Origin of the sequence: Amycolatopsis sp. NPDC051128 (assembly GCF_040682715.1) — a bacterium.
In the GTDB taxonomy this organism is placed as follows: domain Bacteria; phylum Actinomycetota; class Actinomycetes; order Mycobacteriales; family Pseudonocardiaceae; genus Amycolatopsis.
In genome coordinates this window covers 84761-111603 of the sequence record NZ_JBFBBN010000005.1, presented here as the reverse complement: position 1 = coordinate 111603, position 26843 = coordinate 84761, and the positions used below count along the sequence as shown (strand labels likewise).

The window sequence follows — 26843 nt, the reverse complement described above, 5'->3', positions numbered from 1 at the left end:
GGGGACGGGTCAGGCGGCTTGCCAGGTGACGTGCAGCGAGGTGAGTCCCCGGAACACCCAGCCGTCCAGGTGGTCCGCCGGGTCATCGGTGAGGCGGAGTGCCTTGAGACGGTTGAAGACGAGGGGCCATGCGAGCGCGCTGACCTCGTGGCGCGCGACCCACGCGCCCATGCAGAAGTGCGGGCCGCCGCCGAAGGCGAGGTGCGGGCGGTGCGGGCGGTCGATGTCGAACTCCGCGGCCCGCTCGAAGACCGACTCGTCCCGGTTCCCCGAGGCGATCACCAGGGCCACGCGGCTCCCCGCGGGCAGCTTGACGCCGGCGATCTCGTAGTCCCGGGTGAGCTGGCGCGGATACATGCCGATCGGCGAGACCCAGCGGGCGGTCTCCTCGAACACGCGCTTCCACAGCGTCGGTTCGTCGATGACCCGGTTCAGTACGCCGGGGTGGCGCAGCAGCGCCCAGGCGCCCACGCCGAACACGTCACGCGGCTCGTTGACGCCTCCGCCGATGATGACCTTGACGTTGTTCTGGATCTCGCTGAGGGCCACCGGCTCGGGCGCGTGGACCATGGACGAGATCACCGAGCCGTCGGGCTCGCGCCGGACCGTCTCGGCGATCTCGGCCACGGCTTCCTCGATGGCCCGGGTGGCGCGCGCGGCGCGCAGCCAGATGTCGGGGTCGTCGGCGTAGTTGCTGTTGCCGGCCATCATGGCCCGCGACCAGCCGGCGATGTCGTCGGCCGTGGCGTTGCGCAGGCCGAGGACGCAGGCCAGGTTGGCCGCCGCGAGCGGCTCCGCGAAGTCGGCGATCAGGTCGGCCTCGCCGCGGGCGGCGATCCGGTCGAGCAGCCGGTGCGCGGTGCTCTCGAAGGTCCCGGCCCACAGGTCGCGGACCTGGCGGGGCCGGGTGGGCGGCTCGGCTCCGCCGCGCAGCCTCCGGTGGTCCGGGTCGTCCTCGCGGAGCATGTTCTTCCCGACCGTGCGCAGCAGCAGCGAGCCCTCCTCGCGCGAGCTGAACACCTCGGCCAGCTTCTCGGCGTGGACGATGTCGTCGTACCGGGTGAGCAGGTGCCGCCCCACCGACGGCACCCAGGCCAGGGGAGCGGTCCGGCGCAGCCGGGCGTAAGCGGGGTACGGGTCCCGGCGCAGCTCGTCGAGGTCGAGGTCGACGACGGGCGCGCCGGGGGCGGCGGTGGTGAGGGCACTCATGACGTGGTGTCCGCGCCGATCAGGACGAAGAACACGGTGGCGGGCTCGGTCCCGGGGTTGCGCCAGGCATGGCGGGTGCCGTTCTGGACGCAGAGGTCACCGGGCCTGAGGACCGTCGTCTCCCCGCCGTCGAGGTCGAGGACGATCTCTCCGCTGAGGACGACGCCGTAGTCCACCGTCGGAGTGGTGTGCATCCCCGGGCTGTCCGGCTCGAAGAGCTCGGTGAGACCCGGAGTGCCCTCCAGCTGCTCGGCCGCCGCGGCGGCGGGGTCCCAGGACGGATCGGCGAAGACACTGTCCGGCGGGAAGGTGACGGTCAGGGCGATCGTCTCGCCGGGGGCCGGCACATAGGACTTCAGGTTCTCCGTCGGGTCGGCCGACGGGGCGGCGGGAGCCGTCGTGTTCCACACCAGGGAGCGGGCGAAGCCGGGGGTGTGGGTGTACTGACGCGAGACGGGCGGCTCTCCGTCGCTGACGATCAGGGGCTTGCCACTGGCATCGACACCGGTGACGACACGACGGACCATGATTCTCTCCTTCGAGAAACATACCGGGAAGCACTAAAGACGTTAGAGGGGTGACAGTAAGAGCCCTGACGAATTTTCGGGGGTCGTGACCCGGCGGCCTGAGTCCGCGCGGGTCGGTGTGTGGGGATTCGTGAGTGAGTGGCCGGTGTGTGCCGGTCAGTCTGCGGCCGGAGTGTCCTGGTTGACCAGGGTTCGCAGCAGGTGAACCAGCTCGCTCAGCTGGTCGTCGCGCAGGATCGCCGTCCAGGCCCGCTCGCGCAGGGTCTGCGCCTCGATGGCTTTGCGCAGCGTCTCGCGGCCCTCCTCGGTCAGCTCCACGAACAGCTGACGCCGGTCGGACTCGACCCGCTCCCGGGAGACCAGGCCCCGGCTCTCCAGGGTCGTCAGAGCGCTGGAGATGCTGGCCCGGGTGGACCCCGAGAACCGGCCGATGTCCTGCTGGCCGAGCGGGCCGTACACCCACAGGGCGTTCAGGATCCGAAAGCCCGCCCAGGTCAGGCCGAGCGGCCGGTGGACGTGCTTCTCGAAGTCCTTGGTCAGCCGGGCCTCGAGGCGGGTGAGGTCGGTGACCATCTCGATCGCGTCGAGGTCACGGGGCTCGGTCGTGCCCAGCTCACGATGGTGGTGGCGCAGCAGCTCCGAGAACTCCCGGGTCCGGCTGGACCGGGCGGCCCCCGTCTCGCGCACGGTGTCGGTCACGATCTCCCGCCCTTCCCTCTGCCTAGCCCGCCACGACCGGATTGACCATAGTGCCCACGCCCGTGACCTCGGTGCGCAGAACCTTGCCCTCGGTCAGGTACAGCCGCGGGGTGCGGCGCACGCCGCAGCCGGCCGGGGTGCCGGTGAAGATCAGGTCACCGGGCTCGAACGTCACGCGCTTCGACAGCCACGCGATCAGCTCGGGCACCGGGAAGATCAGGTCCGAGGTGCGGCCCCGCTGCACCTCCAGGTCGTCGACCCAGCCCGTGACCTCGATGTCGTCCGGGTCCGCGAACTCGTCGAGGGTGACCAGGTAGGGGCCGATCGGGCTGAAGGTGTCGTACGACTTCGGCAGCGTGAACTGGTTGATCGGCTTGCGCCACTGCTCCTTGCGGTCGCTGATGTCCTGACCTGCGGTGACACCCGCCACGTACGACCAGGCGCCGGCCTCCGGGATGTTCTTGCCGGTACGGCCCATCACGACGACCAGCTCGGCCTCGAAGTCCACCTTGTCGTACTGCGGCTCCACCACGATGGAGTCGTACGGGCCGACCACCGACGAGGCGAACTTGGCGAACACCGACGGCTCGTCCGGGACCGGGAGATTGGACTCCTCGGCGTGCGCGCGGTAGTTCAGGGCCACGCCGATCGCCTTGTAGGGCTTGGCGACCCGGCCCAGGTCACGGGCCTCGAACGGCTTCCAGTCCTCCTCCGCGGCCCGCTCGGCGATGGCGCGCAGCTCGTCGTGGAGCGAGAGGTCGGAGAGCACCTCCAGGCGGGCCTCGATCGCTCCCTTGCCGGCGGTGGCGAGGTCGAGGGCGCGGTCCTCGCGGACGACGACGGGACGGCCGGCGAGGTTGGCGAGCTTCATGCGGCTGCTTCCTTCTGGTCGACGGGCTGAGGGAGGGGCAGAGCGGCCTCGCCGTCCACCTGGACGCCGAGGGTGTTGATGACGGTGGCGATGGTCAGGTACTGGCCGACGGTGTAGAGGACGTCGATGATCTGCTCGACGCGAAGGTGTGCCTCCAGGCGGCACCACAGCTCGTCGTCGACGCTCTGCCGGTCAAGCAGCGAGTCGGTGGCGCCGAGCAACACCTGGTCGAATTCGCCCAGCCCGTCCCAAGTGCCGGTCGCGGCGGCCAGGATCGTCTCGTCGGCAAGCCCCGCACTGCGGGCGATGCGGACGTGCTGGTCCCACTCGTATCCCGCCTGTGCCCGGGCGGCGATCCGCAGGATCATCAGCTCGCGGGACTTCAGTGGCAGGGTGTTCTTGCCCAGCACGTGGTTGCCGAAGACGAGGAAACGGCGCAGCGCGTCCTCGTGGTGGGCCAGCGTCGCCCAGATCGTGTAGATGCGACCGTCCTGGTCGCGGTACGGCGCCAGCGACGCCAGGGTCTTCTCCTGCAGATCGGCCTCGTCCACGGGCCGGATGCGGGCTTTCTCGGGCACTGGGTCCTCCTCGGCTCGATGACCGCAACGTATTCGTCAGAGCCTTGACCGTCAAGGGTATAACAAATATTGTCCCCGCCATGACGATCCAGAGCCTTGGCTACGTGGGCATCGGCGCGCCCGACCCGGCAGCATGGGCGGAGTACGCCCGCACAGTGATAGGTCTCGTGGTCGAGCCCGAGGCCTCCGCGGGGCCGGTGCGCTACCGGCTGCGCATGGATCAGCACCCCTTCCGCATGTGGCTGACCGAGGCTCCGCAGGGCGGGGTGACGGTCATCGGCTGGGAGGTCCGTGACCCGGCGTCGATCGACGAGATGACGGTTCGCCTGAAGGAGGCCGGCGTCGACGTGTCCGTCGGCACCGACGAGGAGTGCCAGGACCGCCAGGTGGCCCGCATGGTGCACTTCTCCGGCCCACTCGGCATCCGCACCGAGCTGTTCAGCGGCCGCCGCCTCGCTCCCAGCCAGTTCGTCTCACCGCTGGGCGTGGAGTTCGTGACCGGGGAGCAGGGCCTTGGGCACGTGGTGATGAAGACGCCGCGCGTGCAGGAGGCGGTGGACTTCTACTGCGAGGTCCTGGGATTCCGGCTCACGGACACCGCCGACTACCCCTGGGGCACCTTCTACTTCCTGGGCTGCAACCCCCGCCACCACAGCATCGCCTTCATCCGCTCGTACAAGAACGAGGGCACCCACCACATCCTGTGTGAGGTGACCAGCCCCGATGAGGTCGGCCGCGCCCTGGACCGGACACGCGAGCACGACGTGGAGCTCATGGCCACGCTCGGCAAGCACGCCAACGACGGGATGTTCTCCTTCTACATGACCTCGCCGGCCGGTTTCGGCATCGAGATCGGCGCGGGCGGCGTGCAGGTCGACGAGGGCACCTGGGTCAGCCGGGTCTACACCGCCGACATCTGGGGCCATCACCCGGCTTCGTGACCCCGGCGTCGCCGCTCGCCCCTGCTCGACGAATCCCTCCGACGAAAGCGGTCTGTCCGCCATGCTCCAGAGCTATCTGCAGAACACCTGGATCAGTCCCACGGCCACGGCGGCGTCGGCGGCCGAGGTGCGCGACGCGGTCACCGGTGACCTGGTCTGCCACGTCTCCTCCGAAGGTCTCGACCTGGCCGGGGCGTTCACCCACGCTCGGCGCGTCGGCGGCCCGGCCCTGCGCGCCCTCACTTTCCACCAGCGAGCCGATCTCCTGGACGCGATGGCCGCGGTCGTCCGCGCCCGCCGCGAGGAGCTGTATGTCCTGTCGGCCCGCGCCGGAGCCACTCTCAACGACGCCCGGTACGACGTCGACGGCGGCATCCGCGTCCTGCGCGACTACGCTGCCCGGGCCCGCGCCGAGCTGCCCGACACCCCCTTCCTCGTCGAGGGACCGGCCGAACGCCTCGCGCGCGGCGAGGACTTCCTGGGCGTCCACCTGTGCACCCCCTCGCCGGGCCTGATGCTCCAGGTGAACGCCTTCAACTTCGCCGTCTGGGCCCCGCTGGAGAAGCTGGCGCAGGCCGTGGTGGCCGGTATGCCGAGTGTGGTGAAACCGGCCACCCCCACTGCCTACCTCACTGCCCGGCTGGTGCGGATCGCCGCCGAAGCCGGAGTCCTTCCGCCCGGAGCGCTGCAGATGGTCGTGGGTTCGGTCCGCCCGGCCCTCGACCTGCTCGAAGAGCAGGACGTACTCTCCTTCACCGGCTCGGCCGCCACCGCCGCGACGCTGCGCACGCACCCCAACGTCGTGGCCCGGTCGGTCCGCTTCAACGCGGAGGCCGACTCCGTCAACGCCATCGTCCTCGCACCGGACGTCCGGCCCGGATCACCGCTGTTCGACGCGTTCGTCCGCGAAGTCGTGACCGAGATGACGGTCAAGGCGGGCCAGAAGTGCACGGCCATCCGCCGCGTCCTCGTCCCACGGGAGCACGAATCCGCCGCCCATGAGGCGATCTCGGCCGAACTGGCGGGCGTGACCATCGGCAACCCCACGGCGGAGGGCGTCCGGATGGGCGCCGTCGTCAGCCTCGCGCAGCGGGACGACGTACGGCGGGCGGTGCGCCGGATCGCCGAGTCCGGCCGCTTCGTCCACGGCGACCCCGACGAGGTACGGGTGATCGACGCGGACGCCGAGCGGGGTGCCTTCCTGGACGCCCTGCTCATCTCGGCGGACCCGGACGCCGCCGCGCCCCACGAGGTCGAGCCGTTCGGCCCGGCGGCGACCGTGCTGGCGTACCGCGACACCGGCCACGCCACGGATCTGCTGGCCCGCGGCCGGGGCAGCCTCGTGGCTTCCGTGGTCGGCGACGATCTCGCCTGGACGACCGCGTTCGTGCGGAAGGCGGCACCCTGGCACGGGCGACTGCACCTGCTGGACTCGACGAACGTGACCCAGACGACCGGCCACGGATCACCGCTGGCCGCCCTGCGGCACGGCGGCCCCGGGCGGGCGGGCGGGGGCTCGGAGATGGCCGGAACCCGCGGCGTCGTAGACCTCATGCAGCGCACCGCGATCCAAGCCTCACCACGGTGGCTCGCCTCACTGCCCCGGGAACCGCCGCCCGCGGCGTCCGACTCCGCCTGACGCCATGGCGACTTCGGTGGGGGTGCGGCGCAAGCTACTGTCCAAAAAGGACGAGAGCTGGCCGCGCTCGCGCCGCTCGGGCGACGCTGTCGTGGGAGCGGCGGGGCATGCCGGTCAACAAGGGACCTTACACCGTCTACAACGCCGGAAAGACCCTCCTGCCGTACTCGGCGAGCTTCTGCCAGACGCCCGACTACAAGCTCGGCATGCTGACCTGGACCGGTGGCGACCCGATGCTGACCAGCTCATGGACGAAGAAGTCCACGCCCATCTTCCAGCGCAGTGACGCCAACGGCGTTTACGGACCGGGCCACGCCTCCTTCGTCAGGTCACCCGGCAACACCGAAACCTGGGTCGTCTACCGCGCGAACTCCTCGGCCGGCCAGGGCTGTGGCACCACCCGCACGACGCGGGCCCAGAAGATCGGCTGGAACTCCGACGGCTCGCCCAACCTCGGCGTCCCGGTCCGGACCGGGACCTCGATCGCGGGTCCCTCCGGCGACTCGTAACGCCTCTTCGAGAGCGCAACTTCGTCCGTTCGAAGGTGCACGGCCGGGTGGTCCGCGCGTTAGGATCCGCCTCCATGATCGAGGACGACGTACCAGCCGATCCGGTCGCCTCGCGCCGCCCGGCCTACCTGAAGGACCTGGCCGAGGGCGTGGACCGGTTCTTCGAGCCTCGCCGCGCCAACTGTCCGTGGTGTGACTCCGGCGCACTTCGTGGCCGGTTGCGCACGACCGATTTGCTGCAGCACAAGCCGGGCCGGTTCCTGCTCGACGAATGCCGGGACTGCGGGCACGTCTTCCAGAACCCGCGGCTGAACCCGGCCGGGCTCGAGTTCTACTACCGGGACTGCTACGACGGGCTCGGCGAAAAGAACATGACCGGGATGTTCGAAAGCAACCGGGCGGGCTATCGCTCCCGGGCCGAGCTGGTCCGGGACATCGGCGCATCGGGTGAGTGGCTCGACGTCGGCATGGGACACGGGCACTTCTGCAAGGAAGCCGCCGAGGTGTTGCCCGATGTCAAGTTCGACGGTCTCGATCTCGGCGACGCGGTGGAGCTGGCGCGTCGGGAGGGCCGGATCCGCGCCGGCTATCGCGGCTTGTTCGTGGACTTGGCCGAGGAGCTCGCCGGGCGCTACGACGTGGTCAGCATGTACCACTACCTGGAACACACCGCGGAACCCCAGCGAGAGCTGGCGGCCGCGATGACGGTGCTGCGGCCCGGCGGGCTGCTGGCGATCGAGCTGCCCGATCCGGAATGTCGCTGGGCGAAGCTGCTCGGCCGGTGGTGGATGCCCTGGCTGCAGCCCCAGCATCTGAACCTGATGCCGATCGGCAACCTCCGTGCGGAGCTGGCGGGCCGCGGGTTCACGGTGGTCGCCGAGCAACGTGCCGAGCCGCATTCCGCGATCGACGTGCTGGCCGCGTCGATCATGGCGGTCAACGCCCTGACCATCGCCGGGGAGGATCTTCCGTGGCGGGACGCCCCGCCGACGCGGTGGCGGCGGGTCCTGCGCAAGGTGACATTCATCGTGTGCGTGCCGTTGTTCGTCCTGGCGTCGGTGGTGGACCGGATCAGCGCACCGTTCGGCCGGCGGCGCGGGTGGTCCAACGCGTATCGGGTGGTGGCCCGCCGGGATGCCGAACAGCCCGCCGAAGCGTGAAGCCACGAACCCGGCCACTTTTTGCTGGGAGAGCTCTCGCCTGGCGAGGAAACTCCTCGCCAGGCGAGCCGGCTCAGGCCGGGTTGTCCAGTGTCAATGCCGTGCAGCGGACACCGCCGCCGCCTTTGCGGAGCTCTCTGGTTTCCAGTTCCACCACCGTCAAGCCCGTGGCTCTCAGGTCCGCGGCCAGCCGGGGTGCGCCGCTGGTCATCGTGACTGTGCGGCCGTCGCTGATCAGGTTCAAGGCGAATGCCGCCGCCTCGGCCGGGGTCACCTCGATCAGGTCCATGCCGAGTCCGCGCAGCCTGCGCAGGCTCGCGGTGTCGAGCGCCTCCGGGTTGTAGGCCAGCATTCGGCCCGGGTGGATCACCGCCACCGCCAGGTCGAGGTCGTACCAGCGGGGGCTCGTCGTGCGCAGGCTGACGATCTCGCAGTTCAGGTGCCGCGCGAGGGTCCGGAACGCCCGCGCGTCGGTGCGCTGCCCGTGCGCCGCGAGCAGCAGGTCACCGCAGGCCAGGGCATCACCCTGGCCGCTGAACGCGTAGCGCGTCTCCGCGACCTCGAACCCGTGGGATTCCAGCCAGGTCCGGTGGTGGGGCGTTTCCGCGGCTCGTTCCGGTGGGAGCGTGGCGAGCACGGCACGATCGCCGCGGACGACAGCCGCGTTGGCCGTGTACGTCATGTCGGGGCACGCGGGATCCGCGTCGAGGAACTCCACCTTGCGGCCGGCCGCGAGGTGCGCCGCGATGATGTCTTCGTGTTCCGCGACCGCGGCTTCGACGTCGGGCTGGACGCCGACGTGCATATAGGGGTTGATTTCGTAGTCGATCCGGAAGTACCTCGCGGAACACATCAGCAGCCGGCGGTGGGAAACGGCTGATTCGCCGGCGGTGAACGGGGCCGCGATGGAGACGGTGCTGGTCATGGTCGCTCGTTTCGTCGGGTGGGCGGTACGGGTGGCGGGGGCGCCCGAAGGTGGAGGCGCCCGGCCGGGTTTCGGCTGTACCGCCGATCCGCCGCGCCCGGACGTTCGGCAGTGGACGTCCGGGGGGCCGGCGAAACGAGCGAGCGCGGTCAGCCCAGGCCGCGCAGGCGGAACAGCTCGATCGTCATGAGGTAGCCCGGCTGCGAGCGGGCCTCGTCGATCCGCTGGGCAACGGTCGTGGCCGACGGGACCGGACGCATCGCCGTGACCACGGCGCGCATCAATTTGGTGATCATTCCTACTCCGTTTCATCATTTCCCCGGCCGGTGTCCGGGTATCGGGCCGGGAGTCATCAGGGTGCCCGGGAGCGTGGCCACGCGTCTGGCCAGATCCGGACAGCTTCGCTGTCCTGGCAGGAACGACGGGAAGGGACACGGATCGTTCCCCTTTCAGCGGTTGGCGTTCAGGAACCCGATGACGACGGCGCCCCACCAGCAGAACTGCGAGATCGCGGTCGCGAGGCCGCCGCGGACGAGCAGCCGGGCGGGAACGGGTTCTTCGACGAAAGCCATCTGCTTGCCCAGCAGCACGACGTGCACGCCGTTGACGGTGAGAACGAGCACGAGGCCGAGTTTCACCACCGTGGCGGGCGAACCGAGGTCCGGTTCGAGCAGCGCGCCGCTGCCGACCAGCCCGGTCAACCCGGCCCAGACCGGCAGGTGCAGCCGCGACGTGCTGCGGACGGCCTCGGCGAACGTCGTCCGTCGCAGTACCCACAGTGCGAAGAAGTAGTCGGCGACCAGGACCGCGCCGAGACCGAGAACCAGGGACGCGAGGTGCGCGAACAGCGCGACGGCGTGCCACGCCGGGCTCGGGTGCAGCCGCGCCGACAACCAGATCGCGGCGATGAGGAGCATGATCGAAGCAGCCATGGCGAGATAGCCGGAGTAGCGTGGGAAACCGTTCGGCTTGGTCACCACGAGCGACGGGACGCCCGGCCGCGGGCGGTCCGGGAGCCGTACGGGGATGCCGTTGTCGAGCATGTCCTGTCCTTCCAGAGAAAGGCCGCGAAGCGGGTTCGCCGGCAAACGGCTCGGGCGAAGGTCCGGTCGAGGTGTGTGAGAAACCCATCCGGGTGCTCTGCTGATTACAGGTCATGGCGGACTTGGCTGGGAGTATTGCCCGGAAAGGACAATCAATCGCCGTCCGGGACAGCGCGCCAGGAGACGCGGATCCAGCGGAGAACGACCGCGGGGATGGCGGACACCCGGAAGGCGGACGCGGGGAGATTGCGGCCGCGCCAAAAGGGGCGACGCCGGAACTGCGGCCAAGGGGAACGCGGCGGGACGGAACAGCTGCGACAGAGCCGACGTCGTCCGGCCGTGAGATCCCGGCAGGGGCCGGGTGTGCGCCCCGTGGCGGGGCGCGAAGGTGCGTCCCGGGACGGCGGCACCGTTGCCGGCCCATCCCGGTATGGCGTCAGGCGGACACGGGCCCGGCCATCGCGGAGAAGTCGTGTCCGTGGGGCTCGATGGCGCTGAGCACGAAGTCGCGCACGGGTGGCGGGAGCCCATGGCCGTCGAGGTACGGGTCGGCGTGGGTGAGCAGGCCGGCGTCGGCGATCTCTTCGGCCAGTTCGTCCTGGCCGGCCGGCAGGAAACCCGGAGTGCCCGCCGGTGTCCGGGCGATCTCCCGCAGCAGTTCCCTGGCCGGCAGGCTGAGCGTGTTGTAGGCGGACTCCAGGGACTGCCGCAGGGACAGGTCGCCGAGGCACAGCCAGTCCACGGTGTTGCCGTTGAGCCGCCACTCTTCGACGACTCGCCGCAGGGTCAGGCGGGGCCGCGAGACGATCTTGCGGAGCGCGAGGTCGAGGGCGAGGGGCAGGTCACCGCACATCTCGGCGAGTCGGGCACTGTCCCGGTCGGCGGAGCCGGCGAGGTGGGGGAGTGCCGCGGTGATCATCGCGATCGAGTCGCCGCGCGAAAGCGGCGCCAGCCGCAGCCGGCTGACGTCCCGCAGGCCCAGCAGCCGCTTGCGGCTGACCAGCAGGGTCGTGCTCGTGGTGGTCTCGGCGAGCAAGGGGCGCACCTGCTGTTCGTCCTGGACGTTGTCCAGCAGGACCAGGAGCCGTCGTTCGGCCAGCAGTGTGCGGTACAGGCCGGCGCGGTGGCCGAAGGTGCCGGACAGCTGGTCGTCGTCGACGCCGAGCGCGCGCAGGAAGCCGTCGAGGATGGCGCCGGCTTCGGGCGTGGGCGGTGCTCCGCCGCCGTGGCGGAGACCGCCGAGGTCGGCGTAGAGCTGCCCGTCCGTCGTCTCGGCCGCGATCGAATGGGCGTAGTGCAACGCGAGGTCGCTCTTGCCGACCCCGGCCGGGCCGCTGATCACCCGGGGCGTGTCGCCGGGCGACCGCAGCCACGCCAGCTCGGCCGTCCGCCCCGTGAACCCCCTCGGCCGCTGCGGCAGCTGCGCCGGATACGGCGGCGCGCCCCCGCGCCGCTGGAACAACGACGGCCTTCTTCTGCGTTCCCCCGAAGGAGGCTGCGGATAGCCGCTCGTGGCGGCGTGCCACTGTTGCCGCCAGGCTTCGTGGTCGCCGCCGCACGCGGCGACGAACGCGAGGGTCACCTGCAGCGACGGCATCCGGTTGCCGCTCGCGGCGCTGGAGAGCACCGACGACGAGAACATGGCCGACCGGGCCATTTCCCGGTAGGTGGGGTTTCCGGCCCGCGCGCGCAGCTCGCGCAATTCGCGAGCGAACTGGGTGGCGGTGCCGCCGGACGCGTTGACTGGTTTTTCCGGTCTTCCCATCTGAATCACTCCCCTCAATCACTCACCTCACCTACTCAGCGTCGCGGATGGGGGCCGCATTCTCTTCCGCTGCATGGCGGTGCTGCTAGCCCGTTCGTGCACTTTCCTCACGCTTTGTCGATCAATGGCTGGTGGTTTCTTACGTCGTCCCGGTGAATTGAGGGAATGCTCGACGGCCGCCCGCGCGAGGCGGGCGGCCGCTGTTGGTATGGGGATCAGACGGTGGCGGCGCGGGGCCGGGGAGCCGTCATGCCGAGCAGGGCACACAGCGCCGCCACCAGGCCCAATCCGCCGCACAGCCACCAAACCCCGTTGCCCAGCGCGATCCACGTGGCGACGCCGAACAGCGGGCCGAGTGCCATCCCCAGGCCGAAAGTCGCCTGGTGGGCACTGATGTAGCGCGCCTTGACGGCCGAGGGGAAGGTCGAGGGGTAGGCGAACATCGTCGGCCCGTTGATCATGATCCCGAAGACGAACACCACCGTGCACGCGACCAGCGCGACGGCCGAGCCGCCGCTGATGCCGAAGCCGGCGACCCCGAGGCCCATCAGGACGGTCCCGGCCGTGGCGGCGACGTGGCCCGGCCAGCGGGTGACGTAGGAGGTGATCTTCAGCTCGCACAGGATGAGCACGGCCGACGCGGTCACGAGCACGACGCTGTAGAGGCCGGTCGAATGGCCTTCGGCACTGATCTTGAGCGGCAGCGCGACGGTGTACTGGACGTAGACGATCGACCCGATCAGCACCGAGGCCAGGAAGAACCAGAACCGCCCGTCGCGCAGCAGCGTCGAGTACGCGGCGCGGGTGCCGCTCCGGGACGGCGCCGCCGTGGTCGTCTCGCGCTCGACCCGCAGGTCGGGCAGCAACCGGATCGCCAAGCCCGCGTAGAGCAGGGCGGTGGCCGCGTCGAACCACAGCAGGAGGTTCCAGTCGACGAGGATCAGCCCCGCGGCGATCAGCGGGCTGAGTGCCGCGCCGAGGTTCAGGGCGATCCGCATCATCGAAAAGCCCATGACACGGTCGTCGTCGGACATCAGCTCGCTCAACAGGACGGCCGCCGCGGGCCGGTAGCTCTGGGTCGCGAGGCCGGCCAGCAGCAGCGCGACGCTCAGCGGGACGAGCAGCCCGGGGCGGCCGAACAGCGGGACGACGGCCAGGATCGCGGCCGATCCGACCATCGCGGTGACGATGGTGGCCCGCGGGCCGATGCGGTGGACCAGTTCCCCGCCGGCCAGGCCGCCGAGGATCGATCCGATGCTGTAGGCGGCGAGGACCACGCCCGCCTGTCCGGCGGAGAAGCCGCGGAAGACCAGATACAGCACCATGAACGTCTGGACGAACGCGCCGAGCTGGTTGACCAGCACACCACCGAGCAGGTAGCGGACGGGTGTCGGGGTCCGGCGCAGGACGGCCAGCACGCCGGCGGGTTTTACGGTGATCGGGGTCACGGCCGAGCCTCCAGGTGGCTTGCGAATGGGGAACGCCGCACTGTGATTCGAGTGCCGGCTTCTTCATTGCAGCGGTCTGGCCGGTTGACCGGCAGAGTTGTCCCCGCCGGAAAACCAATTCGCGTGATTCGGACCGCGTCACCATTCGGAGAGTGACGAGGTTGTCGCGGAATTCGCCTTGCCCGCGCCCGGCCGGACGCAGCGGTTGCTGCATCCGGCCGGTTTCCGCGAATCAGAGACCGACGACCAGCTCGTGGTCGATTTCGACGAACTCGGTGATCAGATCGGCGAACTGACCGGCGATCAGCTTCTGGTAGGCGGCCGAGCCGGTGTGGGCGTCGTAGGCGGCCTGGTCGGCGAAGTGCTCGACGAACAGCAGGTAGTCCGGCTTGGCGGGGTCGCGGTACACGCGGAAGGACACAGTGCCGTCCTCCTGCCCGGGACCGAGCGGCGCGAACTCGTGCACGAGCTGCTCGGCCTCGGCCTGCTTGCCCGGCTTGAGGGGGATCGGGAACACCTTCGCCAGCATGGGAACGCCTCTCTGTAGTGCGGTGCGCGTGCGGCGCGCCGCCGGTCGGGGACCACTCTGCCGGGGGACGGCGACGGAGTCCGGTCAGATCCGGACACGATCGAGCTACCCGCTTACGGTGGCGTGCGACATGTCCGGATGTGGCTGGCGCCGGCCGCGCCTGATCGCCTACACCTGGACCATGACGACTTTTTCGGCCGTGATCACGACGGGCATCTACTGCCGTCCCGGGTGCGGGGCGAAGCCGCTCGCCGAGAACGTGCGGACCTTCGAGCTGGCCGCCGAGGCGGAAGCGGCCGGGTTCCGGGCGTGTCTGCGCTGCCGCCCGTACCGGATCGCCGGCCCGGTCGGCGCCGACGCGCCGGAGCTCGTCTGCCGGGCGGTGCAGCTGATCATCGCCGGGGCGCTGGACACCGGGACCGAAGCGGCACTCGGCGCGCGGCTGGCGGTGTCCCCGCGGCACCTGCGCCGGCTCTTCCACGACCACCTCGGTGTGACGCCGGACCAGCTCGCCCGCTCCCGGCGTGCGCACTTCGCACGCCGCTTGCTCGACGACTCCGACCTGACCGTCGCCGACGTGGCGTTCGCCTCCGGGTTCGGCAGCCTCCGCCAGTTCAACCGGGACATGAAGCTGGTCTTCCGCGCGTCGCCGGTCGAGCTGCGCAGTCGCCGCCGCCGGGCCGACCGGCTCGCCGCGGACGGCGGGCTGATGATGCGGCTGCCGTTCGCGCCGCCCCTGCACTGGGACGCGCTGAGCTCGTACCTGGCCGAGCGCGCGGTGCCGGGCGTGGAATCGGTGCTCGACGGCGTCTACCGGCGCACGGTCAGCCTCGACGGCGAGGCCGGCGTCCTGGAGGTGCGACTCGGGGGCGGCGACCACCTCCTGCTGACCGCGCACATGCCGTTCTGGGAGGGCCTCATCCACGTCGTCGACCGGGTCGGCAGGATGTTCGGCGTCGACGCCGACACCGCGCCGGCCGAGGCCGCGCTCGCCGGTGACCGGGTGCTGGGACCGCTGCTGCGCGCGCGGCCGGGGGTGCGGGTGCCCGGCGCCTGGGGCGCCTTCGAGATCGCGGTCGAAGCCGTGCTGAGCCAGCACAGCGTCCGGGCGCGGGTCCGGCGGCAGCTGGCCGCGCTGGTCGTGGCGGCGGGCCGGCCGGTCCCCGGCCTCGAGCACGGGCTGACTCACCTCTTCCCCTCGGCCGACACCCTGGCGCGGACGGACCTGGTGGCCGCCGGGCTGCCGGCGTCCACCGCTGCGACGCTGCGCGGGTTCGCCGCCGCGGTGGCCGAGGACGAGACTCTGCTCGATGCCGGCTCGAACCTGGCCGACTTCACGGCCGCGCTGACCGCGATACCCGGCATCGGAGGGAGCGCCGCCCAGCAGATCGCGCTGCGGCTGGGCCACGCGGACGCCTTCCCCGGCGCCGACCGGACGATCTGCACGACGCTGCTCGCGAACGACGTGCTCGAGGACAGCGTCCAGCTGGCGGACGCATGGCACCCGTGGCGCGCCTTCGCCGCGTCCCACCTGATCGCCGCCGGCGTACCCGCGCTGGTGGCCTGACCGATACCCGAAGTAACGAAGAAACAAGGAGAATGTCCATGGACAGCGCCCAGCGAGGGCTCGCCGAAAACCTGCGTGCCCTGCACGACGACCGCACGCTGGTGCTGCCGAACGCCTGGGACGCCGCCAGCGCCGCCCTCATCGCGCAGGCCGGCGCCCCGGCGATCGCCACCACCAGCGGCGGGGTCGCCTGGTCCGCGGGACGGCCCGACGGGCACGGCCTGACGCGCGAGGAGATGGCCGGGCTCGTCGCCCGGATCGTGCGGGTGGTCGACGTCCCCGTGACCGCCGACATCGAGGGCGGCTACGGGCCGGCTCCCGAGGACGTCGCGGCGACCGTCCGCGCGATCGTCGAGGCCGGTGCCGTCGGGATCAACCTGGAGGACTCGACGGCCCCCGGCGGGCCCCTGTTCGACATCCCGGCGCAGGCCGAGCGGGTCCGCGCGGCCCGCGAAGCGGCGACGGCGACCGGGCTGCCCGAGCTGTGGATCAACATCCGCACCGACGTCTACCTGTTCGGCATCGGCGAAGCCGCGGGCCGGTTCGACGAGGTCCTGTCCCGGGCCGGCGCCTACGCGGAGGCGGGCGCGGACAGCGTCTTCGTGCCGGGCCTGGTCGACCTGGAGACGCTCGCCACCTTGGTCAAGGAGAGCCCGCTGCCGGTCAACGTGATGGTGTGGCCGGGCGCCCCGACCGTCGCCGAACTGGAAGCGATCGGCGTCCGCCGCGTCAGCGTCGGCACGGCGATCGCCCAGTCCGCCTACGCCGTCGCCCGGCGCGCCGCGACGGAGCTGCTCGAACACGGCACCTACGGCGCGCTGGAGGGCGGGCTCGACTTCGGTGCCGTCAACAGCGCCGTGACCGGCTGAGCCGCACGCAGTACCCGAAAACGAACAGGCCGCGACGAGACCTCTGGTCCGTCGCGGCCTGTTCGCTTTCCGGGTGCTGTCTACTTCATTTTCCGCGCTGTTGATTTTCCTTGATGGTCAACGGTTTCCATCAATTAAAACGCGGGCTTGAATCACTTCCACGCGGTCGGACCGACTCCGCGATCCACGAGTAGACCCCGAGGAAGTGATGTGATGACCGTTGTCGAGCCGTTGCCCGTGCACTCGCCCGGCACCGCCGCGGACATTCTCGCACGAGCCCAGGCGCTCGCTCCAGTGCTCCGCGACCGCGCCGAAGAGATCGAGCGGACCCGGCGGCTGCCCGCGGACGTGGTCGAGTTGCTGCGGGGAACCGGTGTCTTCCGGATGGGCTTCGCCCGTGACCGCGGCGGGCCCGAACTCACCTCGGCCGAACAGACCGAGGTGATCGAAGCCCTCTCCTACGGCGACGCCGGCGCCGGGTGGTGCGCCATGATCGGTTCGGACACCGGGCTCTACGCGTCGTTCCTGGATCCCGCCGTCGCCGACGAGATGTTCCCCAGCCTGGACATGGCGACCGCCGGGCTGCTGTTCCCCAACGGCCGGGCGGAGATCGTTCCCGGCGGCTACCGGCTCACCGGTCGCTGGCAGTTCGGCAGCGGAGTCACGCACGCCGACTGGGTGGTCTCCGGCGCCTTCCTCTACCGCGACGGCGAACCCGAGCCCGGCGCCGACGGGTCACCACACGACTCGATCCTGCTCATGGTGCCGAAGGCCGACGTCGACGTCATCGACACCTGGCACACCACCGGCCTGGCGGGCAGCGGCAGCTGCGACTACACGATCACCGACGTGTTCGTGCCCGCCGAACACACGCTGACCTTCGGCCGCGTCCGGGGCGGGGCGGGCCCGCTGGCCCAGCCCGAGGTGCACATGCGGAACATGCCGGGCGTCGCGCTCGGCGTCGCCCGCGCCGCGCTCGACCACGCCACGGACACCGCCGTCGCCGCCGGGCGGGAGAACGACTACCGCACGCAGACCACCCTGGCCGACTGCGAAGGCGACTTCGCCGCCGCCCGGGAGGGCGTCTACGGAGCACTGCGCCGCCAGCACGAAGTCCTCGCCGCGGGCGGCACGCTCGACGACCTCACCCCGCGCGAGCGGGCCGCGCTGCCGCTGTCCCGGCGGCACGCGTTCCGGACCGCCCGCTCGATCGTCACCCGCCTCTACGACCTGGTGCAGACCACCGCGATCTACCGGCCCTCGCCGCTGGACCGCTGGCTGCGCGACACCACCACGATGTGCCAGCACATCGTGGCGCAGGACCGGATCCTGCAGACCGCCGGTGCCCACCTGCTCGGCGGCCGGCCCGCGTTCCCGCTCGCACTGGGGATCACCTCCAGCCGGCGCTGATCCACCTCGGACCCATCTCCCACCGAAGGAAGACACCCATGAGAAAGCTCCGGGCCGCCGTGTGCGCGGCCGCCGTGCTGGCCGTGACGCTCAGCGCGTGCAGCACCCCCGGCGGCACCACCGCCCAGCCGTCCCCCGACGGCGCCGCCGCGCCCGCCGCGGCGAACATCGACCGTGACGCGGTGGTCAGCTACAGCGAAACCGAACCGTCGAACCCGCTCGTGCCGGGCAACACCACCGAGGTCGGCGGGATCAGCGTGCTGGGCACGCTGTTCCGCGGGCTGATCGAGTACGACGCCAAGACGGCCGCCCCGCGCAACGCCGTCGCCGAATCGGTCACCACCGCCGATTCGAAGGTCTGGACCGTCAAGCTCAAGCCGGGCTGGACGTTCCACGACGGCACGCCGGTCACCGCGAAGAGCTTCGTCGACGCGTGGAACTACACGGCGTATTCCCCCAACCTGATGGCCGGCGCCAGCTACTTCTCGCACGTCGAGGGCTTCGCCCAGGTCAACAACGCGACCGCGGACGGCAAGCAGCCGGCGAGCCTGCCCGCGGCGAAGGAGCTGCCGGGCCTCAAGCTGGTCGACGACAAGACGTTCACCGTGACTCTCGACGCGCCGTTCTCCGAGTTCGGCGTCCAGCTCGGCTACGCGGCCTTCTTCCCGCTGCCGGCGAGCTTCTTCGCCGACCGCAAGGCTTTCGAGGCGCACCCCGTCGGCAACGGGCCGTTCCGGTTCGCGTCCTACACCGCCGGCAAGGACCTGCTCGTCAAGCGTTTCGACGGCTTCGCCGGCGAGCAGAAGCCGAACATCGGCGGCGTCGACTTCCGCTTCTACACCGACCTCGACCAGGCCTACGCCGACGTCCTCGCGAACAAGCTCGACTTCCTGTCGTTCACGCCGTGGACCTCGACCCAGGGCGGCAAGATCAAGAAGGACCTGCCCGAGGACCGGCGCAAGGCCTACACCTACCTCGGCTACCAGGCGATCGCGTTCCCACTGTTCGACAAGCGCTACGCCAGTCCCCAGTTCCGCCAGGCGATCTCCATGGCGATCGACCGGAAGGCGCTGATCCAGCGGGTCTTCAACGGTGGCCGCACGCCGGCCGACGGCCTGGTCGCCCCGAACGTCCAGGGCCACCTCGACAACCAGTGCGGCGAGCTGTGCACCTACCAGCCGCAGAAGGCCAAGCAGCTGTTCGACGCGTCCGGGTTCCAGGGCGACATCGAGCTGACGTCCAACATCGACTCCGGGAACCAGGAGTGGATGGAGGTCATCTGCAAGCAGATCCAGGCCTCGGTGGGCCGCACCTGCAAGTTCACCCCGCAGACCACGCTCGGCGACTTCCGCAAGCAGCTCAACAACCGGACCGTCACGGGCATCTACCGCTCGGCGTGGGTCGCGGACTACCCGTCGATCGAGAACTTCCTCAACCCGCTGTTCCGCACCGGTGCGGCCTCGAACGTCGGGCAGTACTCGAACCCGAAGGTCGACGAACTGCTCAAGCAGGCCGACGCCGCACCTTCGCAGAAGCAGGGCCAGTCGCTCTACCAGCAGGCGGAAAAGCTCGTCCTGCAGGACATGCCGACCATCCCGATCTGGTGGCAGTCCGGCACCGCGGCCTGGGCGACCCGGCTGCACAACGTCCAGCCCACCCAGTTCCGCGAGCTCGACCTGTTCAGCGTGACCGTCAGCAAGTAGCTCCCCGTGCGGCGCGCCGCGATCCGGCGCGCCGCACCCCGAGAAGAGAAAGCGGAGAACGACATGACCGTCCACGAGGTGGATGTCCTGATGATCGGGGCCGGCCCGGCGAACCTCGCGCTGGCCGTGGCCCTCGAGGAGTGCGGCCGGTCCGGGTTGGCCCGCAGCGCCATGATCCTGGAGCAGCACGAGGACGTGAAGTGGCAGCGCAACCTGATGCTGCCGTGGGCGCGCAGCCAGGTGTCCTACGTCAAGGACCTGGTGACCCTGCGCAACCCGCGCAGCCGGTTCTCGTTCCTCAACTTCATGCACGAGCGTGGTGAGCTCGACGAGTTCGTCAACCTCGGGACCTTCAACCCGTACCGCTGGCAGGTTTCGGCGTATCTGCAGTGGGTGGCCGACTCGCTGGAGGACGTCCGGGTGCGCTACAACGCCCGCGCCGAGCGGGTGCTGCCGATCCACTCCGAGTCGGGCGAGGTGCTCGGCTTCACCGTCCCCCTGTCCGACGGCGACACGATCCTGTGCCGCGACCTGGTCGTCGGTGGCGGCCGGGACGCCCACGTGCCGGAAGTGTTCCGCGGGCTGCCGGCCGAGCGGGTGGTGCACAGCACCGAGTACAGCACCCGCGTCGACGGTGCCGCCGCGCTGGCTCGCCCGGACAAGCCCCTGCGGCCGGTCGTGGTCGGCGGCGCGCAGAGCGCGGCGGAGATGTTCATGGCCCTGCACCAGCACGCGCCGGGCTCGTCCCCGACGATGCTGATCCGCGCGATCGCGCTCAAGGACTACCAGACCAGCAAGTTCGTCAACGAGCTGTTCTACCCGTCGTTCGTGGACGAGTTCTACACCATGGCCGACGACGTCCGCGAGAAGGTCCTGGCGGAGATGCACCTGACCAACTACGCCGGGCTCGCCGCGCCGTTCCTCGAAGAGCTCTACACGATGATCTACCGGCAGAAGATGCTCGGCGAGCCGGTCTCCACGATCCGCGGCCTCACCGAGGTCGTCGGCGCCCGGACGGAGGCTCTGCGCGACGGCGGCGAGGAGGTCGTCCTCGACGTCCGTGACCTCAAGCGCGGCGGGGTCGAGCAGCTGCGCTGCGACGCGGTCTTCCTGGGCACCGGGTTCGACTCGCGGATGCCGTCGATGGTCCGTGGCCTGGCCGACGCGATCGGCCTGGACGGGATCACCGTCAACCGGCAGTACCGCGTCGACCTCGGTGAGGGCGCCTCCGGCGCGCTGTACCTGCAGGGTGTCAACGAGGCCACGCACGGCATCTCCGATTCGCTGATCAGCGTGCTCGCCCAGCGGTCGGCCGAAATCGCCGGCGACATCGTCGACCGCCGCGGGACGGCCGCCGGCCGGGACGACCAGCGGACCTCCGGCAAGTCCGTGGTGGTGGCGGCATGATCGACGTCCACCGGCTCGACCGCGATCACCTGGAGCGCGCGTACGGGCTCGACTCGCAGCGCCTGCTGCCCTGGCCGGAGCTCAACGCGCCGTTCGAAGGCGCCTGGTGCGTCCTCCGTCCCCACACCACGTCCACCCCGCACGCCCACCACGAATACGAGATCTTCATCGCCGTGGCCGGCGCCGCCACCGTGATCGTCGACGGCGAGCCGCGCCCGTTCGCCGCCGGCGACGTCGTCCGGCTGCCGCCCGGCTCGACGCACTGCGTCACCAACGACGGCGACGAGGACTTCGAGTACTACGGCGTCTGGTGGGACCCCGAGATGTCGGCCCAGTTCACGGCCCGGCACGAAGCGAGTCTGTCATGAGCAACCGCACCGTGATCATCGCCCCGGCCCCCACGGCGAACGGGGACCTGCACCTCGGGCACATCGCCGGCCCGTTCCTGGCCGCCGACGTGCACACCCGCTTCGCCCGGGCGCAAGGCCGGGAAGTGCTGCTGGGGACCGGGTTCCAGGACACCTCGACGTTCGTGGTCACGACCGCGCACCGCCGCGGCGTCACCCCGGAGCACCTGGTCGCCACGTCGGCCGCGCAGATCGAAGCCAGCCTCGCCGCGATGGGCATCGGCATCGACGGCTACACCGGCGACGACGACCGGTTCACCAAGTGGGTCGTCGACTTCGTCGGCAGGCTGTACTCGGCGGGCAAGCTGGAACTGCGCACGATGAAGTTCCCGTACTCCGAGCGGACGGGACAGTTCCTCTTGGACGGCTTCGCCTCCGGCGGCTGCCCCGAATGCCTCGCCGAAGGCTGCGCGGGACTCTGCGAGAGCTGCGGGCAGCTGGTGGCGGCGGGGGAGCTGCTCGGCGTCCGGTCCACTTTGGACCCCGAGGACCCGGTGGTGCTGCGCGAAGCCGACGTGCTGGTGCTGCCGGTCGAGCGCTACCGTTCGCAACTGCGTGCGCACTTCGAGAGGCACGCGAGTGGCCTGCGGCCGCACATGGCGCAGGCGATGGCGCAGATGCTGGCGCGGCCGCTGCCGGACTTCCCGGTGACCTACCCGATCTCGTGGGGCATCAAGGTGCCCTTCCCGGAGGTCGCGGGGCAGACCGTCAACCCCAACGCCGAGCCGATGGCGTGGAGCATGCACTGCTCGGCGTTGTCCGCCGAGACGCGGCGGCGCGCGGAAGGGACCGAGGACGCCCTCTGGCTCGCCGGGGCCGGTTCGGAGATCGTGTACTTCCTCGGGTTCGACAACATCTACCCGTTCGCGATCGCCGGCCCGGCGATGCTGCTGGCGTTCGACGGCCACTACGAGCTGCCGACGCGGTACCTCACCAACGAGTTCTACGAGCTGGACAACCGGAAGTTCTCCACCAGCCGCGGGCACGTGGTGTGGAGCCGGGAGCTGGCCGCGGAAGTCCCGCGCGACCTGATCCGGTTCCACCTGGCCGCGACCAGCCCCGAGCACCAGCGGACCAGTTTCAGCCGGGACGCGCTGGCACGGGTCACATCCGCGCGGCTCGTCGAGCCGTGGAACCGGGTCGCCGACCAGGTGAACCGGTGGGTCGGGCTGGGTCCGCTGCCGGTGTCGGAACGTTCACGGCGCGGCGCGGCCCGGATGGCCGAGCGGTTCGCCGCGTCGTACGAGCTGCCCGGGTTCAGCCTGAACCGGGCGGCGGAGACGATCACCGACCAGCTGGCCCGGCTCGAGCGCCGAGAGGTGACCGGGGCCGACGCCGGGGACTTCTGCTTCGAGGTCGACCGGCTGCTGCGCGGTGCCGCGCCGATCCTGATCGACCTGGCGGCGCAGGTCCTCGGCGACGACGCCGGAGCCGACGCGACGTCGTTCACGCCGGCCACGCTGCCCCGCCTGCACTCGGCGGAGGCCGGGCAATGAGCGCCGGGACCCGGCAGGGCGGCCTGCGTGTCGTGGTGGTCGGTGGCGGCATCACCGGACTGCTCGCCGCGATCCGGTGTGTGCAGGCCGGGCACCACGTGGTGCTGCTCGAACGCGGTCCGGTGCCGCACCCGGGCGCCACGTCGTTCGACCAGCACCGGGCACTGCGGGCCCTCGTCGTCGGTGACCAGGCGGCCACGCGCCGGGCGGCCGAGCTGGACCGCCGGTGGCGCGAACTGGACGCGCTGCTGTGCGACCACCTGCCGGGTGCCGGCCTCTACCGGCGGAGCGGGGTTCTGCAGGCCCTGCCAACCGGGCGGGTACCCGAGGCCGTGGCCACGGCCTCGGCCGCCGGCGTGCCGCTGCGGATCGTGCACCCGTCCGCCTATCCGCTCGTCGGGTTCCCCCGGGGCAGCGGCGCGGTGCTCGAACCGCACGCCGGGACGCTGCTCGCCGACCGGGTGCTGAACGCGGCGGCCCGCTGGCTGCGGCACCACCCCGGCGCCGAGCTGCGGCCCGGCCGGGAGGCCGTCGGCGTGGACCCGGACCGCGGCCGGGTCCGGCTGGCCGACGGCACGGCCGAGACCGGCGACGTCGTGCTCGTCGCCGCCGGGCCGTGGACGGGCGCGCTGGTCGACCGGCCGGTGGTGCTGCACCGCCAGACGATGGTGTACCTGCGGCCGCCCGCCGCGCTCGCCCACGCGTGGGCAGCGACGCCCACGGCGGGCGGGCTCGGCGCCGACGGGCGAGCGTGGCTGCTGCCTTCCGTGGCGGGCACCCTGCTCAAGATCAGCACGGACGCCGTGCGGCGCGAAGTGACCACCTTGTCCGGCCCCGACGACGACGCCGGCTGGGCCGCACGCGTGCTCGCGGCCGGCGTCGTGTCCGATGTGGACGGATACGACGTCGTGCGGGTGAAGCACTGCCACTACGCCACCGCGGACGGCGACGGCACCGGCTTCGTCCGCGTCGGACCCACCGTGTGGGCCCGGCCGGCCGGCGGCGGCGACGGCTTCCGCACGGCGCCGCCGGCCGCGGACGCGGTCGTCGCCGAGCTCTCCGGCCAGGCCGTCGCCGTCGCCTGACCTCCCTGACCCCACCATCCGACCGGAGGACTTTCCCGAAATGACCTCGACCGAACCGGGTGCCCTGCTCGTCATCGGCAGCGGCCTCAAGCTCTACCGCGAATACCTCGTCCGCGCCGTGGCCGACCGGGCCCGCGAAGCGGGACTGCGGCTCGTGCTGATCAACAACCTCAAGCCGACCTGGCAGCACGAGTACTTCGACGACATCACCGTGGTCAACGTCTTCGACCACGCCCTGCTCGCCGAAACCGCTCGTGAGCTGGCGAGTCAGTACACCGTCACCGGGGTGCTGTGCTGGGACGAGCCGCTGGTCATGCCGGCGGCCGAGCTGGCGGCCGAGTTCGGCGTGCCGGGCCTGAGCATTCCCGGCGTGCACGGCTGCCGCGACAAGCACAGCTGCCGGGTCCGGCTCACCGAAGCCGGTCTGCCGCAGCCCGGCTTCCACCTGGCCGCGGACCTCGCCGACGCACGCACGGCCGCGGCCCGCATCGGCTACCCGGTGATCGTCAAACCCCGCGCCCTCGGCGCCAGCATGGGCGTTTCCCTGGCACGGGACGAGAAGGAGCTCGAAGCCGCCTACCGCGTCGCCCACGAGGCCAGCCTCGTCGGCGACGAGCCCTACCGCGGCGGCGCGATCATCGAAGGCTTCGCCGACGGTCCCGAGATCAGCATCGACGGCGCCGTCCACAAGGGCGAGTACCTGCCGATGTTCGTCGCCCGCAAGAGCACCGGCCTGCCGCCGTTCTTCGAGGAGACCGGTCATCTCGTCGACGCCGCCGACCCGCTGCTGGCCGACGAAGAGCTGCTGAGCGTGTTGACCAGGGCCCACCGGGTGCTCGGCATCGAGAACGGGATCACCCACACCGAGGTCCGGCTGACCGCACACGGCCCGGTGATCATCGAAGTCAACGGCAGGCTCGGCGGGGACCTCATCCCCTTCCTCGGCAAGACCGCGACCGGGATCGACCCCGGCAGCGTGCTGTTCGACGTCGCCACCGGGCACCGCCCGGACGTCGCCCCGACCCGGTCCGGTGTCGCCGGCATCCGGTTCGGCTACCCGGACCACGACTGTGTCGTGCACTCGGTCGACGTGCCGTGGGACGCCCCGGGACTGATCACCGCGTCTCCCATGGTCACGCCGGGGACCACGCTGCGGCTGCCGCCCGGCGGGTACATCGCCCGCCACTCCTTCGTCGTGTGCAAGGCGCCGGACGCCGAGACCTGCCTGAGCCGGCTGGCGCACGCGGCCTCGCTGGTCGAGGTGGCCGCCGAAGAGGTCGAGCCGCCGCCCGCCGGCACCACCCTGGCCATGCCGGCCGGACTCCTGGACGTGGACGAATGAGCATCCACTACGACGGCCGCCGGTTCCGCGCGCTGGGCGGCGGCGACGACACGTACGCGGAGTACCACCAGCGGGGAAACCTCGTGTGGGCCGAGTTCGAGGGCGGGCACGTCCGGCGCGGCACCGTGACCGGCACCTGCGACGCCGCGGGCGTCCTGCGGCTGGCCTACACGATGGTGCTCGGCAGTGGCGAGGTGATCGCCGGGCACAGCACCAACACCCCGCAGTGGCACGGCGGCACCCTCGTGCTGCGCGAGGTCTGGGAACGCTACGGGGACCACGCCGCCACCGGCGTCTCCTACCTCGAAGAGATCCCCGCCGTCGAACTCACGGGAGTGGCGCGATGACCGCGTGGGGAGGGCTGCGCGGCCTGGTGGACGGCGACCTCCGGCTCAACGGCGACCCCGGCTTCACCGAAGCCACGGCGCCGGTGAACCGGCGGTTCGCCGGCACCCGCCCCGCGGCGGTGCTCTCGGCCGCCCACGCGGGTGACGTCGCCCGCGCCGTCGAGTGGGCCAGGGCGGAGTCGGTGCCCCTGGTGGCCCGCGGCGGCGGGCACAGCTACGCCGGTCATTCGGCGGGCACGGGCCTGGTGCTCGACCTGCGGCGGCTGTCCGGGATCCGCGTCGACCGTGACAGCGGGCGGGTCACCGTCGGCGGCGGGACGCCGATGAAGGCGCTCTATACGGCGTTGCGGCCGTGGGACCTGACCTTCCCGCTCGGCAACTCCGACACCGTCGGCATCGGCGGCCTGACCCTCGGCGGCGGCGTCACGACGATCTCCCGCGCGCACGGCCTGACGTGCGACGCGCTCGTCTCGACCGACGTCGTGCTTGCCGACGGGCGGGTCGTCACGGCCTCGGCGACGGAGCACCCCGACCTGTTCTGGGCCTGCCGGGGTGGCGGGGGCGGCAACTTCGGCGTCAACACCAGCTTCACCTTCCAGGCGCGGCCGGCCCCGGCCGGGTCGACGTGCCTCGTGCTCTGGTCGTGGCCGCACGCGGTCGAGGTGCTGGCCACGATGCAGGAGATCATGCTGACGGCGCCGGAGGAGTTCTCCGCCCGGATCGGCATCGCCCGCTCGGCCGGTGCGGACGGCGTGGTCTCCGTGGTGGGGCGCCACCTCGGCCCGGCCGAGGAGCTGCGCGAGCTGCTGGCCCCGGTCTTCGCCGTCGCGGCACCCGACCGCGCCGACATCGAGGACCGGGACTTCTGGGCGGCCGCCCGGTATCTGCACCACTCCAGCGAGGGCGGGGCGTTCGCGGTCCGCACCCGGTGCGCGCCGCACGCGATCGACGGCACCGGACTGGCGGCGCTCGTCCGGGCCGTCGACAAGTGGCCGGGCAGCGGCAATCCCGACGGCGCCGGGGCCGCGCTGTTCGCCTGGGGCGGGGCGATCGGCCGCGTTCCGGTGGCGGACACCGCGTTCCCGCACCGGGACACCCGGTTCCTGCTCAGCCTCGACACGGCGTGGGCCGAGGACGATCCGCCCGCGGTCGTCCGGGCGAACCTCGACTGGCTGCACGCCCTGCACGCCGAAACGGGGGAGTTCGCACCGGACGCGTCCTACGTCAACTTCACCGATCCCGATCTCGACGACTGGCGTGGCGCCTACTACGGTCCGAACGCCACCCGGCTCGCCGAAGTCAAGCGCCGGTACGACGCTGACCGGTTCTTCCGTTTCGCCCAATCCGTGTGATCACCCGGGAGCACC

The 26843-nt window shown here is 71.2% G+C and carries 26 protein-coding genes; 15 read left to right on the top strand and 11 right to left on the bottom strand.

Annotation, left to right across the window (positions count from 1 at the left end):
- Positions 1–9 precede the first annotated feature (9 nt).
- From AB0M82_RS08080 to AB0M82_RS08060, 5 genes are all read right to left on the bottom strand, one after another.
- Positions 10–1209, bottom strand: a complete 1200-nt coding sequence (locus tag AB0M82_RS08080; RefSeq protein ID WP_364718673.1) for a cytochrome P450 — start codon at positions 1207–1209, stop codon at positions 10–12.
- Positions 1206–1736: a cupin domain-containing protein gene (locus AB0M82_RS08075; RefSeq protein ID WP_364718671.1), complete on the bottom strand. Its 531-nt coding sequence runs from the start codon at positions 1734–1736 to the stop codon at positions 1206–1208. Before AB0M82_RS08075 ends, AB0M82_RS08080 begins: the two co-directional genes overlap by 4 nt.
- 156 nt (positions 1737–1892) lie before the next feature.
- Complete coding sequence (locus tag AB0M82_RS08070; RefSeq protein WP_364718669.1) at positions 1893–2435, bottom strand: MarR family transcriptional regulator; 543 nt, start codon at positions 2433–2435, stop codon at positions 1893–1895.
- A gap of 22 nt (positions 2436–2457) precedes the next feature.
- Positions 2458–3306, bottom strand: a complete 849-nt coding sequence (locus AB0M82_RS08065; RefSeq protein WP_364718667.1) for a fumarylacetoacetate hydrolase family protein — start codon at positions 3304–3306, stop codon at positions 2458–2460.
- A complete protein-coding gene (locus AB0M82_RS08060) occupies positions 3303–3884 on the bottom strand; it encodes a carboxymuconolactone decarboxylase family protein (RefSeq protein WP_364718666.1) in 582 nt (193 codons plus the stop codon). The genes AB0M82_RS08065 and AB0M82_RS08060 overlap by 4 nt, the downstream gene beginning before the upstream one ends.
- 80 nt (positions 3885–3964) lie before the next feature.
- Between AB0M82_RS08060 and AB0M82_RS08055 the strand changes: the two genes are divergently transcribed.
- The 4 genes from AB0M82_RS08055 to AB0M82_RS08040 all read left to right on the top strand — a co-directional run bounded on the left by AB0M82_RS08055 (position 3965) and on the right by AB0M82_RS08040 (position 8133).
- A complete protein-coding gene (locus AB0M82_RS08055) occupies positions 3965–4825 on the top strand; it encodes a VOC family protein (RefSeq protein WP_364718664.1) in 861 nt (286 codons plus the stop codon).
- 61 nt (positions 4826–4886) lie between these two features.
- Complete coding sequence (paaZ, locus tag AB0M82_RS08050; RefSeq protein WP_364718663.1) at positions 4887–6464, top strand: phenylacetic acid degradation bifunctional protein PaaZ; 1578 nt, start codon at positions 4887–4889, stop codon at positions 6462–6464.
- The gene (locus AB0M82_RS08045) at positions 6410–6973 is read left to right on the top strand and encodes a family 43 glycosylhydrolase (RefSeq protein ID WP_364718661.1); all 564 of its coding nucleotides are present in this window, start codon (positions 6410–6412) and stop codon (positions 6971–6973) included. The genes paaZ and AB0M82_RS08045 overlap by 55 nt, the downstream gene beginning before the upstream one ends.
- A 74-nt stretch (positions 6974–7047) precedes the next feature.
- Entirely contained in the window at positions 7048–8133 is a 1086-nt protein-coding gene (locus AB0M82_RS08040; protein ID WP_364718660.1) for a class I SAM-dependent methyltransferase, read from the top strand.
- Between the two features lie 73 nt (positions 8134–8206).
- Here AB0M82_RS08040 and AB0M82_RS08035 read toward each other — a convergent pair whose 3' ends face one another.
- The 6 genes from AB0M82_RS08035 to AB0M82_RS08010 all read right to left on the bottom strand — a co-directional run bounded on the left by AB0M82_RS08035 (position 8207) and on the right by AB0M82_RS08010 (position 13843).
- Positions 8207–9058: an arginine deiminase-related protein gene (locus AB0M82_RS08035; RefSeq protein WP_364718658.1), complete on the bottom strand. Its 852-nt coding sequence runs from the start codon at positions 9056–9058 to the stop codon at positions 8207–8209.
- Positions 9059–9207: 149 nt separating this feature from the next.
- Positions 9208–9354 (bottom strand): hypothetical protein, encoded by a 147-nt coding sequence (locus tag AB0M82_RS08030; protein WP_364718656.1) that lies wholly within the window; start codon positions 9352–9354, stop codon positions 9208–9210.
- A 153-nt stretch (positions 9355–9507) separates the two neighbouring features.
- The gene (locus AB0M82_RS08025) at positions 9508–10101 is read right to left on the bottom strand and encodes a hypothetical protein (protein WP_364718655.1); all 594 of its coding nucleotides are present in this window, start codon (positions 10099–10101) and stop codon (positions 9508–9510) included.
- 436 nt (positions 10102–10537) lie between these two features.
- A complete protein-coding gene (locus AB0M82_RS08020) occupies positions 10538–11866 on the bottom strand; it encodes a helix-turn-helix domain-containing protein (protein WP_364718653.1) in 1329 nt (442 codons plus the stop codon).
- A gap of 215 nt (positions 11867–12081) precedes the next feature.
- Positions 12082–13314 carry an MFS transporter gene (locus AB0M82_RS08015; protein WP_364718652.1) on the bottom strand — a complete coding sequence of 411 codons (1233 nt, stop codon included), beginning with the start codon at positions 13312–13314 and terminating at the stop codon, positions 12082–12084.
- A gap of 232 nt (positions 13315–13546) precedes the next feature.
- On the bottom strand, positions 13547–13843 hold the full coding sequence (locus AB0M82_RS08010) for an antibiotic biosynthesis monooxygenase (protein WP_364718650.1): 297 nt from the start codon (positions 13841–13843) through the stop codon (positions 13547–13549).
- A gap of 181 nt (positions 13844–14024) precedes the next feature.
- Between AB0M82_RS08010 and AB0M82_RS08005 the strand changes: the two genes are divergently transcribed.
- From AB0M82_RS08005 to AB0M82_RS07955, 11 genes are all read left to right on the top strand, one after another.
- Positions 14025–15410, top strand: coding sequence for an AlkA N-terminal domain-containing protein (locus AB0M82_RS08005; protein ID WP_364718648.1), 1386 nt, complete (start codon positions 14025–14027; stop codon positions 15408–15410).
- A 38-nt stretch (positions 15411–15448) separates the two neighbouring features.
- Positions 15449–16279, top strand: a complete 831-nt coding sequence (locus AB0M82_RS08000; RefSeq protein WP_364718647.1) for an isocitrate lyase/phosphoenolpyruvate mutase family protein — start codon at positions 15449–15451, stop codon at positions 16277–16279.
- A 213-nt stretch (positions 16280–16492) separates the two neighbouring features.
- On the top strand, positions 16493–17689 hold the full coding sequence (locus tag AB0M82_RS07995; RefSeq protein WP_364718645.1) for an acyl-CoA dehydrogenase family protein: 1197 nt from the start codon (positions 16493–16495) through the stop codon (positions 17687–17689).
- Between the two features lie 38 nt (positions 17690–17727).
- Positions 17728–19392 carry an ABC transporter substrate-binding protein gene (locus AB0M82_RS07990; protein WP_364718644.1) on the top strand — a complete coding sequence of 555 codons (1665 nt, stop codon included), beginning with the start codon at positions 17728–17730 and terminating at the stop codon, positions 19390–19392.
- Positions 19393–19455: 63 nt separating this feature from the next.
- Complete coding sequence (locus tag AB0M82_RS07985) at positions 19456–20799, top strand: SidA/IucD/PvdA family monooxygenase (RefSeq protein ID WP_364718643.1); 1344 nt, start codon at positions 19456–19458, stop codon at positions 20797–20799.
- Entirely contained in the window at positions 20796–21167 is a 372-nt protein-coding gene (locus AB0M82_RS07980; RefSeq protein ID WP_364718642.1) for a cupin domain-containing protein, read from the top strand. The genes AB0M82_RS07985 and AB0M82_RS07980 overlap by 4 nt, the downstream gene beginning before the upstream one ends.
- Positions 21164–22702, top strand: coding sequence for a class I tRNA ligase family protein (locus AB0M82_RS07975; RefSeq protein ID WP_364718640.1), 1539 nt, complete (start codon positions 21164–21166; stop codon positions 22700–22702). Before AB0M82_RS07980 ends, AB0M82_RS07975 begins: the two co-directional genes overlap by 4 nt.
- Entirely contained in the window at positions 22699–23787 is a 1089-nt protein-coding gene (locus AB0M82_RS07970) for an FAD-dependent oxidoreductase (RefSeq protein WP_364718638.1), read from the top strand. The genes AB0M82_RS07975 and AB0M82_RS07970 overlap by 4 nt, the downstream gene beginning before the upstream one ends.
- A 40-nt stretch (positions 23788–23827) precedes the next feature.
- Positions 23828–25129 (top strand): ATP-grasp domain-containing protein, encoded by a 1302-nt coding sequence (locus AB0M82_RS07965; protein ID WP_364718637.1) that lies wholly within the window; start codon positions 23828–23830, stop codon positions 25127–25129.
- A complete protein-coding gene (locus tag AB0M82_RS07960; RefSeq protein WP_364718636.1) occupies positions 25126–25476 on the top strand; it encodes a hypothetical protein in 351 nt (116 codons plus the stop codon). The genes AB0M82_RS07965 and AB0M82_RS07960 overlap by 4 nt, the downstream gene beginning before the upstream one ends.
- Complete coding sequence (locus AB0M82_RS07955) at positions 25473–26828, top strand: FAD-binding oxidoreductase (RefSeq protein ID WP_364718634.1); 1356 nt, start codon at positions 25473–25475, stop codon at positions 26826–26828. The genes AB0M82_RS07960 and AB0M82_RS07955 overlap by 4 nt, the downstream gene beginning before the upstream one ends.
- The last annotated feature ends 15 nt before the right edge of the window (positions 26829–26843 follow it).

Excerpts from the sequence above, each read along its gene's own strand:
- AB0M82_RS08040 (WP_364718660.1), top strand. The coding sequence starts at position 7,048 with ATGATCGAGGACGACGTACCAGCCGATCCGGTCGCCTCGCGCCGCCCG.
- AB0M82_RS07980 (WP_364718642.1), top strand. The coding sequence starts at position 20,796 with ATGATCGACGTCCACCGGCTCGACCGCGATCACCTGGAGCGCGCGTAC.
- AB0M82_RS08000 (WP_364718647.1), top strand. The coding sequence starts at position 15,449 with ATGGACAGCGCCCAGCGAGGGCTCGCCGAAAACCTGCGTGCCCTGCAC.
- paaZ (WP_364718663.1), top strand. The coding sequence starts at position 4,887 with ATGCTCCAGAGCTATCTGCAGAACACCTGGATCAGTCCCACGGCCACG.
- AB0M82_RS08025 (WP_364718655.1), bottom strand. The coding sequence starts at position 10,101 with ATGCTCGACAACGGCATCCCCGTACGGCTCCCGGACCGCCCGCGGCCG.
- AB0M82_RS07985 (WP_364718643.1), top strand. The coding sequence starts at position 19,456 with ATGACCGTCCACGAGGTGGATGTCCTGATGATCGGGGCCGGCCCGGCG.
- AB0M82_RS07960 (WP_364718636.1), top strand. The coding sequence starts at position 25,126 with ATGAGCATCCACTACGACGGCCGCCGGTTCCGCGCGCTGGGCGGCGGC.
- AB0M82_RS07990 (WP_364718644.1), top strand. The coding sequence starts at position 17,728 with ATGAGAAAGCTCCGGGCCGCCGTGTGCGCGGCCGCCGTGCTGGCCGTG.
- AB0M82_RS08065 (WP_364718667.1), bottom strand. The coding sequence starts at position 3,306 with ATGAAGCTCGCCAACCTCGCCGGCCGTCCCGTCGTCGTCCGCGAGGAC.
- AB0M82_RS08010 (WP_364718650.1), bottom strand. The coding sequence starts at position 13,843 with ATGCTGGCGAAGGTGTTCCCGATCCCCCTCAAGCCGGGCAAGCAGGCC.
- AB0M82_RS07975 (WP_364718640.1), top strand. The coding sequence starts at position 21,164 with ATGAGCAACCGCACCGTGATCATCGCCCCGGCCCCCACGGCGAACGGG.
- AB0M82_RS07965 (WP_364718637.1), top strand. The coding sequence starts at position 23,828 with ATGACCTCGACCGAACCGGGTGCCCTGCTCGTCATCGGCAGCGGCCTC.
- AB0M82_RS08035 (WP_364718658.1), bottom strand. The coding sequence starts at position 9,058 with ATGACCAGCACCGTCTCCATCGCGGCCCCGTTCACCGCCGGCGAATCA.
- AB0M82_RS08055 (WP_364718664.1), top strand. The coding sequence starts at position 3,965 with ATGACGATCCAGAGCCTTGGCTACGTGGGCATCGGCGCGCCCGACCCG.
- AB0M82_RS07955 (WP_364718634.1), top strand. The coding sequence starts at position 25,473 with ATGACCGCGTGGGGAGGGCTGCGCGGCCTGGTGGACGGCGACCTCCGG.
- AB0M82_RS08080 (WP_364718673.1), bottom strand. The coding sequence starts at position 1,209 with ATGAGTGCCCTCACCACCGCCGCCCCCGGCGCGCCCGTCGTCGACCTC.
- AB0M82_RS08020 (WP_364718653.1), bottom strand. The coding sequence starts at position 11,866 with ATGGGAAGACCGGAAAAACCAGTCAACGCGTCCGGCGGCACCGCCACC.
- AB0M82_RS07995 (WP_364718645.1), top strand. The coding sequence starts at position 16,493 with ATGACCGTTGTCGAGCCGTTGCCCGTGCACTCGCCCGGCACCGCCGCG.
- AB0M82_RS08030 (WP_364718656.1), bottom strand. The coding sequence starts at position 9,354 with ATGATCACCAAATTGATGCGCGCCGTGGTCACGGCGATGCGTCCGGTC.
- AB0M82_RS07970 (WP_364718638.1), top strand. The coding sequence starts at position 22,699 with ATGAGCGCCGGGACCCGGCAGGGCGGCCTGCGTGTCGTGGTGGTCGGT.
- AB0M82_RS08075 (WP_364718671.1), bottom strand. The coding sequence starts at position 1,736 with ATGGTCCGTCGTGTCGTCACCGGTGTCGATGCCAGTGGCAAGCCCCTG.
- AB0M82_RS08005 (WP_364718648.1), top strand. The coding sequence starts at position 14,025 with ATGACGACTTTTTCGGCCGTGATCACGACGGGCATCTACTGCCGTCCC.